Here is a 12,443-nt window from a genome sequence, read left to right on the forward strand (position 1 = left end):
AATATGCCTTTAACTTATCCATAAAAATAGCCACCATATATTTTTAAATCACAGCTTAGCTAATGAAAAAATATACGGTGGATTATTTAAATTCCCTTTAAATTTATTCTACTTAGTATAGAACTTGTATATAGTTGTTTTATTGTACTCTTCTCCTGCTTTTAGAGTTGAATTATCTACAAAACAGCTATCTATCCCTACCGGAGGGCTTTGTGTTTCAAAACAAATACCATATCTTATTTCTTGAGCTATTCCATCAAAAAGTGGTTCTGCATTTTTATAGTTCATAGTGTAAATTACCACTGTCTCTTGGTCTGTATATATTTCCATGTTTCTTCCAGAAACGTCGTCATATATATGAACCTTTTTACTATCACCTTCATTTAGCACCCAAGGATGGTCATAACCACGCGCAAGATTTATTTGAGGATGATCTGAATCTATCTCTTTTCCTACAGCCTTTACTTCTCTAAAATCAAAAGGTGTATTTTCAACCTTCATAAAATTTCCTGTAGGGACTTGAGTCTCTTGCAGTTCAACTATTTTATCACTATCTATGAAAAGTTTATGTTCAAGTACACTGTGTTTACCATTTCCACTTAAATTGAAGTAGCAGTGATTTGATAAGTTCACAAGAGTATCCTTGTCACTTACACCTTTGTAGTTTACCTTAAGTTCATTCTCTTCTGTTACAGTAAATGTGATTTTTGTTTCTAAGTTACCTGGATAGCCTTCTTCTCCATCCTTACTTAAGTAAGTAAATTGAACACCTGCTGAAGTTTCATTGATAAAAGTTTTTGCTGTCCAAAATACTTTGTTAAAGCCTATATCTCCACCCTGCCCTTGATGTGTACCATAGTTTTTATTAAACGTTAAAGTTTTACCTTGGAAAACTGCTTCACCAACATTGATTCTGCCTGCTGTTCTTCCAAGAGTTGCACCTATATATGAAGGGTTATTCTCGTAAACATCTATATCCTGATATTTTAATACAACATTCTCTACATTACCATTTCTATCTGGCACAAGTATATCCGTTATAACCGCACCATAATTTAACACCTTAAGTTCAAACCCATTTTTGTTTTTAATCTCATAGCTTACTACATCTTTTCCCGAAAAGCTACTAAGAACTTTTTCATTAACTTGCATATTAACACTCCTTATAAGGCTTTAATAAATCTATCAAAGGCCTCTTGTCCTTCTGCATCTCTCTTAAATACCCCTGCATGTTCAAGCACCTTTGAGAATTTAAGACCTACTTCTTTTTGTATTATAGACTCAACATTTTCCTTTGAAATCTCCTGGTATTTATTTATTATCTCTTCACACCAAATTTTATGTTTTGCTAATTCTTCATTTCTATCTAAAAGAGAAATTTCCTTCTCTTTTGTTAAAAATGCCTCTAAATCCTTAAGCTCTGTTTTTAACCTAGCTGGTAATACTGCAAGACCCATTACTTCAATAAGACCTATATTTTCTTTCTTTATGTGATGAAGTTCTTCATGTGGGTGAAAGATACCATCTGGATATTGTTCTGTAATTCTATTATTTCTTAATACTAAATCCAATTGATACTTGCCATCCTTCATTCTAGCAATAGGTGTAACAGTGTTGTGTGGTGTATCATTAGTATATGCAAGTATTTCAACTTTTTCATCTGAATAGTTTTGCCATGTTTTGTAGATGTAATCTCCTGCTTCGATTAAAGCTTCCTTACTCATACTTTCTAATCTAATAACAGACATAGGCCACTTAACCTTGTAACCTTTCACATCCTTGAAGCCTTCCATCGTAAATTCTAATTCTGCTCCTGCTTTAGCCATAGCAAATTCATAGTTTCCACCTTGGAAATGATCATGAGTCAATATAGATCCTCCAACAATCGGTAAATCTGCATTAGACCCTACAAAGTAATGTGGCAACTTTTCTATGAATCCAAGTAATTTCTTAAACCCTTCCTTTGATATCTTCATAGGCTCATGTTCACCTTTAAATACTATACAATGTTCATTATAATACACATAAGGTGAATATTGTAGAAACCACTTTTCATCCGCTAAAGTTATTGGTATAATTCTATGATTTTGTCTTGCAGGATGATTTACTCTTCCTGCATATCCCTCATTTTCTTTACACAGAAGACACTTTGGATAAGCACTCGATGGCATATTCTTAGCTGCTGCTATTGCCTTAGGATCTTTTTCTGGTTTTGATAGATTTATAGTTATATCTATTTCCCCATATTCTGTACTTGTTTTCCACTTAACATCTTTTAATACCCTTTTCGTTCTTATATAATCAGAACTTCTGCTTAAGTTATAGTAGTAGTCTGTAGCTTTTTTCTTATCTTCGTCATATAAATTATAGAATTCTCTTATAACTTCTGAAGGTCTAGGCATTAAACAACCCATGATCTTTGTATCAAAAAGATCCTTATAAACACTTCCATCACTTTCTAAAATTCCTTTATCAAGAGCCCATAACATTATATTTTCAAGAATAACCTCTGGAGAATCTAAATCTTCATTTTCAACAACTACCTCTTCTATATCATCAAGAGAAAGTACTTCAAGAATCCTATTTCTTGTATATAACTTATCTATTTCTGTAAATAATCCTCTATTCAATCCATATTGCAATAGTCTTTCTATTTCATAAGAAATGTTTATCATCATAGCAATTCACCTAACCTTTATCATTTAAAAATCAATCCTTATATACTCCACTAACCTCTTGCGTAAAAACCGCAGAAATACATAGAGAGTTCCTTAGTTAAATTTAACATGGAACTCTTTGTATGCAGTCAAGAAACTACCTTCATTCTTATTAATAATTTAAGATAATATTATTAGTATATTTGACAATAGTGTCTTGGCTAGAATCTATATACTAATCTTCAAAACCATTTTTATGAGTGTTGTGGAAATTCCAAGCTGAAGCAATTATCTCTTCAACATTCATGCATTTTGGAGTCCATCCAAGAATTTCTTTTGCTTTTTCACTTGATGCAACTAATACCGCAGGATCTCCTGCTCTTCTTGGAGAAACTTTTGCTGGAATAGGGTGCCCAGTAACTCTTCTTGCTGCTTCAATCATCTCTTTAACAGAGAAACCATTTCCGTTTCCAAGGTTAAACACATCACTATCAGCTCCAGATCTTAATCTTTCTAAAGCTAAGATATGACCTTCAATTAAATCTCTTATATAAATATAATCCCTTATACAAGTACCATCAGCTGTTGGATAATCATCACCATAAATCATTATGCTTTCTCTTTTCCCTAATGGAACTTGCAGTATTAATGGTATTAAATGAGTTTCTGGTGAATGAGCCTCTCCAATTAAACCATTTTCATGTGCTCCTGCAACATTGAAATATCTAAGTGCTATAAACTTAATGCCATGAGCTTGATCACACCACTTCATCATCTTTTCCATAGCTAATTTAGTTTCACCATAAGTATTTGTTGGATTAGTATCTAAAGATTCTACTACTGGTACAGTTTTTGGTTCACCATAAACTGCTGCTGTAGATGAAAATACTATTTTCTTTACATCATTTGCTATCATCGCTTCTAAAAGCTTTTGTGCTCCATAAACATTGTTATTATAATACTTAAGAGGTTTCTCCATGCTTTCTCCTACTAGAGAATTAGCTGCAAAGTGAATAACTGCATCTATGGAATTTTCTTTGAATACCTTATTCATAAAATCAAAGTCTATTACATCTCCTTCATAGAACTTAGCCTTCTCATGAACTGCTGCTCTATGACCAGTTTGAAGATTATCAACAACTACTACGTCTTCGCCTCTTTCAATTAATTCATATACACAATGTGAGCCTATATATCCAGCTCCTCCACATACTAAAACGCTCATATTTGACCATCCTTTCACAAAGTAAATTTTTTTGTTTACTTAAGTTTTCTTGCTCCATCTCCTACATTTACTACATAGAAATCTGCAGTATATCCGATTTTTTCTTTATATTGGTCTCCAACATTTTTTATGAAGTTATCAATTTCAGAATTTTTTACTATACTAACAGTACAACCACCAAAGCCAGCACCAGTCATTCTTGAACCAATAACACCCTCTTGTTTCCAAGCAAGTTCAACTAAAGTATCAAGTTCAATTCCTGTAACTTCATAGTCATCTCTTAAAGATATATGTGAAGCATTCATAAGCTGTCCAAATGTAGCTAAATCTCCGTTATTTAAAGCTTCTACTGCCTTTAATGTTCTTTGATTTTCGTAAACAGCATGCTTTGCACGTTTTATCTTTATTTCATCACCTATAAGATTTTTATTTTCTTCGAAAATTTCTTCTGTTAATTCTCCAAGAGCATTTATATCTAGTTTTTCTTGGAGTTTAGCAAGAGCAGCTTCACATTCTGATCTTCTTTCGTTATATTTTGAATCTGCTAAGCCACGACGTTTATTTGTGTTTGCAATGATTATTGAAGCATCTCCTAATTCAACTGGAGCATACGTATATTTTAATGTATTTGTATCAAGAAGAACTGCACAGTTTTCTTTTCCCATACCTATTGCAAATTGGTCCATTATGCCTGAATTTACTCCTATAAATTCATTTTCCGCAAGTTTGCTCATCTTAACCATGGAAATCATATCCACATCTACATTAAATAAATCTTTCAATACTATTGAAGTTGCAAGTTCAATTGAAGCTGATGAAGAGAGACCTGCTCCGTTTGGTATATTTCCATAGAATAATACTTCAAAACCTTGCTCGATTTTAAATCCGTTTTGGCCAAATGCCCAAATTACACCCTTTGGATAATTTGCCCAATCATGTTCTTTTAAATTAGTTAGTTCGTTTACACTGAACTCAATTATTCCCAATTGTTCAAAGTTATCAGAATATAGTCTAACTTTGTTATCATCTCTTTTTCTCGCGATAGCATAAGTACCTATAGTTAACGCACAAGGGAATACGTTACCACCATTATAGTCTGTATGCTCTCCTATCAGATTAACTCTACCTGGTGCAAAGTATGTTTCTACATTTTCTGAGTTTCCAAAAACTTTTGCAAAGTTATTTACTAATTGTTTTATCATAATTTATTATTCTCCCAACTAATTTATTGTTATATCTACATTATAAATTTGTATCGTAAAAAAAGCAACGGGTTTCAAGTAAAATTTTACTGATTTTTTACTAATATTTTTATCATTCCTATTAATTTTTATCCATAAGTTAATTTAATTGTTATTTTCCTCTGAACTATTTAATATACTTACTCTGAACAACTGTTGTTGTATTCTATGGTTTATAGAGTTATCACGAAAGGCAGGTGTTTATATGAGCAAAGTTTATTCTGTAGTTGTAGCTTTCATTTTAGTTTATGCTATCCTACCTAACATTTACTTCAGACTATTCTCTCACCAAGTACTAAAAAGAGCAGCTACAAAAAAGAAAATTGTAGCATTAACTTTTGATGATGGCCCTGATCCTAGATATACTCCAGAACTTCTAAATGTATTAAGGAAAAACAATGTAAAATGCACTTTTTTTGTTCTAGCTGAAAATGCTTTAAAATATCCTGAACTAATAAAAAGTATAAAAGATGACGGACACTATATAGGGCTACATTCCTTAAGACATATAAACGCTATAGTTGAATCACCAAAAAAGACTAGAAACACTTTTTTAAAATCCATAAGTATAATGGAAAAACTAGGGGTTAAAATAACTCTATTTAGACCACCTTGGGGAATGGTTAATCTATCAACTATGTTCTACACTAGAACAAATCACTTTAAACCAATACTATGGTCCACCCATTCCTATGATTGGATTGGCTGGAATACCGTTGAAAATATCAAAAGTCTTCTGCTAAAAAGAATACGCCCCGGAGACATAGTTCTTCTACACGATGGAAGAGGAAAAAATAATGCCCCCAAAAGAACTATTGCAGCCCTTGAAACAGTAATACCAAAACTAAAAAAAGAAGGTTACGAATTTGTACTAGTAAAAGATCTCTAAAGGAGTGCTATTAAAATGACAAACAGAATCATAGAAAAAATTGATAACCTTATAGTAAAATTATTTCATTGGAATCATATTCCTTTTAGTGAAACAAACTTTCTATACCTAGATATTTTTACCTACAAAGGTAAAAGCAAAAAATTGACTGATGGGACAACAATAAATAAAGGTGACCTTGTAGGTGAAATTCATATCGATAATAAGAATCTAAAGAATCTTAATACAAGCTATCCTAGTTTAATCCGAAGCTTTCAATGTGAACTAGAAGCATTAAAAATTTGTTATAAAGAGAATACACCAAAATATTCAGAAATAAAGGCTATTTACGGAGTATCTGTATTTTATGAAATTTTAAAAAGACAAGGTTTTACTATTTTAAAAATAGATAACCCTCTCCTTTGCTTTCTTGGCTCCGTCTGGGAAAACATTTTAAGATTTGCCTTAAATAGTACTGGTAGAAAATCAAGAAAAAAATTTGTTTTCTCTAAAGAATGTTGGATTTCCAAATCACAAATAGAGTCTACACGCTCTAGAAATAAGAAAAAAATTTAAATATATGCTATTATTCTTTAAGAGTATTTTTTTAGAAATAAAAAGAAGACTAATACTTTCATTTATAGTCTTCTTTTTGCTTCTATTTTCTCTTTTCTATCTTTACTTCTATATCATTACCTTCGAAATTTTCATAAGCTGGTGGGTTTTTCCTCGTCCCATGATTATCTTGAGCCTCATGAAGTTTTTGTCTTCTTTGTCCTTTTTGCATAGAATCAATGGTATCATGTTGCTTTTTCATATCATCGCTCCTCTCCATAAAAATATTTTCTGCAAAAAAAAACTTTTAATACACGAATTATAATTCTCTCAATTTATTTTTGCTTTCTTATTTTTTTGTAGTAATAATTACATATGTTCCAGAAGCGTTTTAAAATAATGGTTGTTTTTAGATATGCTTAATTAAGTCTGGAGCAAGGATGCCTCTTAACCCAGTTAACATTCTCTTTAATATAATTTAGAACACTTTCCCATTGCTCATAGGGGATTGCCTTGGTTGTTTCAATAAAGGTTTTAAGTATGTTTTGGAATTGTATAACATCAATCTCCCTATGAAAAAGCATATATCTTATCTTCTGTAATGGGAGAGTTTTATCAATGTCATATTCATCTAAATAAGAAGTTAATAATGTAGCAGCAACATATTCTTTAGCACCTTTAATACCTAACGCATATGGATCTTCATGACTTTTACAATCTAAGCTGTAGTTTATATTGATTTCTTCTTCAAGCTCTATACTATCTAGATTTTCAACATAACTAAAAAAATCCAATGATGTTCCTCCTTAAAATTAATATTGATCTACTATCAATACTATATCATAAATTGGGGTTTTATGATTACGATTACATACCATTATTTGTTAATTTTCTATGAAGGCAATTCCATTCTATACATCTATAATTTTTTTAATAGCCAAAACTTTTCTTAATAATCCTACATAAGTAAATGTATCCAATTAAAAATAATATGCCCATTTAATATAAAATATTCTTAACCTAAAAAATCTGTCTTGTGTATTTAAAAGGAAACAACTAAAATATATGATATATAGATTTTAAAGCTGAAATTCTACCGTATTCAAATTAGTTATTGGAAAACATCGAGAAGGGATGTGCTCAAAGATGATATTAGATAAAAAATCAATTTATAAAATTGCAGGCTTATTAGTTTTCGCTATTACATTTTATTTTTGTGTAAACAATTTTGATGCTGTACTAGGAGTACTTAGTTACTGCTATACTCTATTATTACCTTTTATTTTAGGAGGATGTATAGCTTTCATATTAAATATTCCAATGAATTATTTTAGCAACAAGTTTTCCAGGGTACAAGGAAATAAATTAGGATCGCTAGTTAGAAAAGGAAATAAAATTTTCAGTCTTATTTTATCCTTTGTTCTAGTACTAGGCGTAATTATCCTAGTTTTAGCATTAGTTATACCTCAAATTGCAGAAACAGCTAAACGCTTACCTACAACCTTTGAAAATGCTTCTGTTATAGTAAAATCATGGATAGAAAATGTAGATTGGTTGTCAAATGACATAATTAATAAAATTAATGTCATTGAAATCGACTGGAATAGTGTATTCAATGAAATAAAATCATCTGTTTTTAACGGTGCTGGTTCCATGATATCATCTACCATTGGAGTTGCTACTTCTTTCTTAAATGGTGTAGTTAATTTTTCATTAGGTCTTGTATTTTCAATATACTTGCTACTAGACAAAGAAAACTTGAGCAAACAATGCAAGAAAATTCTATATGCATTTCTCCCAAAAGAAAAGGTGGTTTCTATATTAGAAATAGCCTCACTAGCAAATAAGACTTTTTCTAATTTTCTTACTGGACAATGTGTTGAGGCAGTTATTTTAGGCTTTCTTTTCTTTGTAACTATGAGTATTTTACACTTCCCCTATGCTATGGTAGTAAGCGTATTTATTGCTTGCACAGCACTTATACCTGTTTTTGGCGCTTTCATAGGAGGAGGTTTAGGATTTTTCTTAATTGTTATGGATAATCCAACTAAAGCACTTTTATTTTTAGTCCTATTTTTAGTCTTACAGCAAATTGAAGGAAATCTTATATATCCACGTGTCGTAGGAAATTCTGTAGGTCTCCCATCAATGTGGGTACTTGTAGCAATTACCCTCGGTGGCAAGTTAATGGGGTTAACTGGAATGCTTATATTTATTCCATTATGTTCTGTAGCTTATGTATTATTCCGTAAAGCAGTCAATAATAAACTGTACAAAAAGAAAATTATAGTAGAGTAGCCCTAAGTACAAAAGGACCATGATTAAGTATTTTTATCTCTTAATCATGGTCCCTTTCATAGTAAAAGTGTTTTTATGTATAAATAAATAATATCTTAGGAAACTTTTTAGTGAGTGTACGGAAACTTCAACATAACTATGTATTTATCATATAATCCAATGAAATGCTCCATCCCCATAGAACATTTTTGCTGATCTAAACAAAATATATTCAGACTACCTCATTAGAGTATATTGAATATTTCTATACTGAAATTCCGATTTATCTTTGTAATATTTTAGAAAAGTAGATTTGTCGAGATACTAGTCTATCTATATTATAAAAAGTATGGACTTTTAAATAAATCAAGATTTCGGTTCGAAAAACTATATGTAATTCTATATCTAATTAATAATTCTCCCTATTTGTAATATCCCTTTTTCATTTACCCCTGAATTTCGAAATTATAATTTATATCTCTGTAGCTTGCCAATCTATGTTTTATAAGTGGATTGCTGAAAGCAATAGTCTTAGCTTCCTCAATGTCTTCTGCTTGAAATGTAAAAGTTCCAGAATTCTTTGTAACCATTCCACCCACCATTAAGTTTCCTAAAATATCTTTATTACCTATATAGCTTACCTTTGTGTCACAAATATTATGTAAATTCATCTCGTCTAATTTATAGCTTACTCTAACTAAAAGATTTTGCACCTTAATACACATCTCCTTTGTTTATGTTATTAAATAACTTTCTTATGTATACCCTCAGTATTATAAAATGAAAGCTTATTAAAACTTCTAACTATCATTATCACTGTTTTAAACCTTGTGAATTAATCTAGGTTTTATTGGAACCCCTGTATACTATTATATTACCGAACATATGTTCTTTTGTCAACACAAAAATAAAAAAAGAGTCATAAAATTTCATATGACCCTCTTTTATATACGAATATATGTCAATTTATTTTTTATATTTTACATGTAAAAGCTTATGTGCTAAGCCTTCCCCTGGAGTTCCATAATAACTATCATACATTCTTTTTAAAGCTTCATTTTCATGAGACTTTCTCTTTGGAAGATTTTTGTCTTGATTATATAATACAGATGCTCTTACTAATCTTATATCCATATCCATTCTATCTGCTACTGGTACATGAGGTTGACCTCCTCCGTTCACGCATCCGCCCGGACATGCCATAACTTCAATAAAGTGATATTGTTTTCTATCTAATGCTCCAGATTTGATAAATTCAAATACATTAACAGAACCGTTAATTACTGCTACGTTATACTCACTTCCGCCGATTTCAACAGTTGCTTCTTTTATTCCATTCAAACCTCTTACTGCTTCATATTCTATATCATGAAGATCAGCTTTCTCAACAAAATCCTTAGCAGTTCTTAGCGCAGCTTCCATTACCCCACCTGTTGCACCAAAGATCGTTCCAGCACCAGTATATTCACCCATAGCTAAATCACATTCACCATCTTCAAGAGTTGCAAAATTGATTTTCGCATCCTTTACCATCTTAGCTAACTCTCTTGTAGTTATTACTGCATCTATATTTCTAAGACCGTCATTTTCCATCTCTGGTCTATCTGCCTCGTATTTCTTAGCTGTGCATGGCATTATAGTTACAGTAAATATCTTACTAGGATCTATATCTGATATAGAAGGATAATAAGATTTTGTAGCTGCACCAAAAATTTGTTGTGGTGATTTTGCTGAAGAAAGATTAGATAATAATTCTGGATAATAATTTTCAGCTTGTCTCACCCAACCTGGACAGCAAGATGTAAACATTGGGAATGGACCATTATTATTTATTCTTTGAATAAGTTCTGTAGCTTCTTCCATTATAGTCATATCAGCGCCAAAGTTTATATCAAAAATCCTATTAAATCCTAATTCTTTAAGTGCAGTATATATTTTTCCTGTTACATCTACACCATATCCCATTTTAAATAGCTCCCCTAAAGCTGTTCTTACAGATGGAGCCATAGCTACAATAACATGTTTCTCTGGATCTTCTAAAGCTTCTTTTACTCTGTCTATGTGTGGTTTTTCTGACAATGCAGCAACTGGACAGACAGCAACACATTGTCCACATAGTAAACAATTTGTATCATCAAAGCACTTATCATCTGTAGTGCTAACTCTAACCAGGTCACCATCTCTAACTATCTTAATTGAAGCAGTACCTGTTTTACTTTCACAAGTTGCTTCACATCTTCCACATAGTACACATTTAGTTCTGTCTATTATTATAGATTTACTTCTAACATCTAAATACTCTGTTTTATCTTTTGGCATAAACGGAGTAGTTGCTCTCGCTTTATGTTTAATAACTAACTTTAAAAACTCACAATTTTCTTTTCTCGGGCAAGTTCCACATTTAAATTCATGCTTATCTAATAACTCTGACAATCTTCCTTTAACTGCTTCCGCAACTCTTTCAGATTTCGTATCGATAACCATTCCATCTTCTACTAACGTATTGCACGCTGTAACCAACTGTTCTCTTCCTTGAATTTCTACTTTACATACCCCACAGTTGCCTATATCTATACAGTCAGGTAAAAAACATAGTGTAGAAATATCTATGTTGTTATCTTTCGCTAATTTTAAAATCGTAGTAACATCACTAGTCTCTATCACATTACCATCAATAACTATAGTTTTCATTGGTGTCCTCCCCTAATGAACTTTTATTGTTTTTTCCTTATTCATTTTATCATAATTGTTAAAAAAATAACATTATATTTTTATTTATTATTATTTATTTTTGCACTCCATATTATTACAGTATTTTTGGTGAAAATTCATTTTTGAATTATTTTTTGTGTTTATTTTAATAATTCATGCTATAATTGTAGAAATACAAATCATAAGGAGTGATCTTTAGTTGGTATCAGAATTGGACAACTTCTCTCGGGAAATTTCTAATCCTTCGACTATTTTTAATGAGTTCAAGCATTTAATGCTCTTGTATAACTGTGCCTTGAGAGAGGTTGATACGAAACTTACGATATTAAATGATGAATTTCAGGTTATACATGACCACAATCCAATTGAACATATTAAATCAAGGATAAAAACACCTGAAAGCATCGTAAAAAAACTTAAGAGAAAAGGCTTTGAAATAACTGCTGAGAATATGAAAACCCATATAAGCGACATTGCTGGAATAAGAGTGATTTGTTCGTTTACTTCTGATATATATAAAATATTTGAACTAATCACTAGTCAAAGTGATATTACTCTTTTAAAAGTAAAAGATTATATTAAAAGTCCAAAACCTAATGGTTATAGAAGTTTACATCTTTTAGTAGAGGTTCCTGTGTTTTTATCTGAAAAAACTGAGCCAATGAAAGTCGAAATACAAATCCGTACAGTTGCTATGGATTTTTGGGCAAGCCTTGAACATAAAATACACTACAAATTCGAAAAAACCCCACCCCAGTACATTTTAGACAACTTAAAGTTATGCGCTGATACCGTTAATGCTCTAGATGCAGAAATGCTTATGTTAAACGAGGAAATTCAAAAATATAAATAGCACATAAATTTCACAATTGAACCCACATTAAAAATTTTTGTGCCAACTTGAAATT

12 protein-coding genes are annotated in these 12,443 nt (G+C 31.2%); 4 read left to right on the top strand and 8 right to left on the bottom strand.

Annotated elements, in window-relative coordinates:
- Positions 1-108: 108 nt before the first annotated feature.
- From CLOCEL_RS20440 to CLOCEL_RS20455, 4 genes are all read right to left on the bottom strand, one after another.
- A complete protein-coding gene (locus CLOCEL_RS20440) occupies positions 109-1,152 on the bottom strand; it encodes an aldose epimerase family protein (RefSeq protein WP_010074098.1) in 1,044 nt (347 codons plus the stop codon).
- A gap of 11 nt (positions 1,153-1,163) precedes the next feature.
- Positions 1,164-2,675 carry a UDP-glucose--hexose-1-phosphate uridylyltransferase gene (galT, locus tag CLOCEL_RS20445; RefSeq protein ID WP_010074099.1) on the bottom strand — a complete coding sequence of 504 codons (1,512 nt, stop codon included), beginning with the start codon at positions 2,673-2,675 and terminating at the stop codon, positions 1,164-1,166.
- 217 nt (positions 2,676-2,892) lie between these two features.
- Positions 2,893-3,882, bottom strand: a complete 990-nt coding sequence (galE, locus tag CLOCEL_RS20450; RefSeq protein WP_010074100.1) for a UDP-glucose 4-epimerase GalE — start codon at positions 3,880-3,882, stop codon at positions 2,893-2,895.
- A 35-nt stretch (positions 3,883-3,917) separates the two neighbouring features.
- Positions 3,918-5,084, bottom strand: coding sequence for a galactokinase (locus tag CLOCEL_RS20455; protein ID WP_010074101.1), 1,167 nt, complete (start codon positions 5,082-5,084; stop codon positions 3,918-3,920).
- A gap of 244 nt (positions 5,085-5,328) precedes the next feature.
- Here CLOCEL_RS20455 and CLOCEL_RS20460 point away from each other — a divergent pair, with 244 nt between their 5' ends.
- Both CLOCEL_RS20460 and CLOCEL_RS20465 read left to right on the top strand, forming a co-directional pair.
- Entirely contained in the window at positions 5,329-6,012 is a 684-nt protein-coding gene (locus CLOCEL_RS20460; RefSeq protein ID WP_010074102.1) for a polysaccharide deacetylase family protein, read from the top strand.
- A 15-nt stretch (positions 6,013-6,027) separates the two neighbouring features.
- Positions 6,028-6,567, top strand: coding sequence for a YkoP family protein (locus tag CLOCEL_RS20465; RefSeq protein WP_013291965.1), 540 nt, complete (start codon positions 6,028-6,030; stop codon positions 6,565-6,567).
- Between the two features lie 82 nt (positions 6,568-6,649).
- Here CLOCEL_RS20465 and CLOCEL_RS23370 read toward each other — a convergent pair whose 3' ends face one another.
- Together CLOCEL_RS23370 and CLOCEL_RS20470 are read right to left on the bottom strand one after the other, a co-directional pair.
- Positions 6,650-6,808, bottom strand: a complete 159-nt coding sequence (locus tag CLOCEL_RS23370) for a clostri-philic family protein (RefSeq protein WP_010074105.1) — start codon at positions 6,806-6,808, stop codon at positions 6,650-6,652.
- A 157-nt stretch (positions 6,809-6,965) separates the two neighbouring features.
- A complete protein-coding gene (locus CLOCEL_RS20470; RefSeq protein WP_010074106.1) occupies positions 6,966-7,340 on the bottom strand; it encodes a hypothetical protein in 375 nt (124 codons plus the stop codon).
- Between the two features lie 352 nt (positions 7,341-7,692).
- Here CLOCEL_RS20470 and CLOCEL_RS20475 point away from each other — a divergent pair, with 352 nt between their 5' ends.
- Positions 7,693-8,844, top strand: a complete 1,152-nt coding sequence (locus CLOCEL_RS20475) for an AI-2E family transporter (RefSeq protein ID WP_010074107.1) — start codon at positions 7,693-7,695, stop codon at positions 8,842-8,844.
- 425 nt (positions 8,845-9,269) lie between these two features.
- On the opposite strand, the gene CLOCEL_RS20480 is transcribed toward CLOCEL_RS20475, so the two are convergent.
- Both CLOCEL_RS20480 and CLOCEL_RS20485 read right to left on the bottom strand, forming a co-directional pair.
- Complete coding sequence (locus CLOCEL_RS20480; protein ID WP_010074108.1) at positions 9,270-9,536, bottom strand: hypothetical protein; 267 nt, start codon at positions 9,534-9,536, stop codon at positions 9,270-9,272.
- A gap of 253 nt (positions 9,537-9,789) precedes the next feature.
- Positions 9,790-11,514, bottom strand: a complete 1,725-nt coding sequence (locus CLOCEL_RS20485; RefSeq protein WP_010074109.1) for a ferredoxin hydrogenase — start codon at positions 11,512-11,514, stop codon at positions 9,790-9,792.
- A gap of 316 nt (positions 11,515-11,830) precedes the next feature.
- Between CLOCEL_RS20485 and CLOCEL_RS20490 the strand changes: the two genes are divergently transcribed.
- Complete coding sequence (locus CLOCEL_RS20490) at positions 11,831-12,388, top strand: GTP pyrophosphokinase (RefSeq protein ID WP_423199207.1); 558 nt, start codon at positions 11,831-11,833, stop codon at positions 12,386-12,388.
- Positions 12,389-12,443: the final 55 nt, after the last annotated feature.

This window comes from Clostridium cellulovorans 743B, from assembly GCF_000145275.1.
Classification (GTDB): Bacteria; Bacillota; Clostridia; order Clostridiales; family Clostridiaceae; genus Clostridium_K; species Clostridium_K cellulovorans.

What these genes read in the sequence shown, in the direction of transcription:
- CLOCEL_RS20440 (WP_010074098.1), bottom strand. Translation starts at nt 1,152, where the DNA reads ATGCAAGTTAATGAAAAAGTTCTTAGTAGCTTTTCGGGAAAAGATGTA.
- CLOCEL_RS20485 (WP_010074109.1), bottom strand. Translation starts at nt 11,514, where the DNA reads ATGAAAACTATAGTTATTGATGGTAATGTGATAGAGACTAGTGATGTT.
- CLOCEL_RS20465 (WP_013291965.1), top strand. Translation starts at nt 6,028, where the DNA reads ATGACAAACAGAATCATAGAAAAAATTGATAACCTTATAGTAAAATTA.
- CLOCEL_RS20475 (WP_010074107.1), top strand. Translation starts at nt 7,693, where the DNA reads ATGATATTAGATAAAAAATCAATTTATAAAATTGCAGGCTTATTAGTT.
- galE (WP_010074100.1), bottom strand. Translation starts at nt 3,882, where the DNA reads ATGAGCGTTTTAGTATGTGGAGGAGCTGGATATATAGGCTCACATTGT.
- CLOCEL_RS20455 (WP_010074101.1), bottom strand. Translation starts at nt 5,084, where the DNA reads ATGATAAAACAATTAGTAAATAACTTTGCAAAAGTTTTTGGAAACTCA.
- CLOCEL_RS23370 (WP_010074105.1), bottom strand. Translation starts at nt 6,808, where the DNA reads ATGAAAAAGCAACATGATACCATTGATTCTATGCAAAAAGGACAAAGA.
- galT (WP_010074099.1), bottom strand. Translation starts at nt 2,675, where the DNA reads ATGATAAACATTTCTTATGAAATAGAAAGACTATTGCAATATGGATTG.
- CLOCEL_RS20460 (WP_010074102.1), top strand. Translation starts at nt 5,329, where the DNA reads ATGAGCAAAGTTTATTCTGTAGTTGTAGCTTTCATTTTAGTTTATGCT.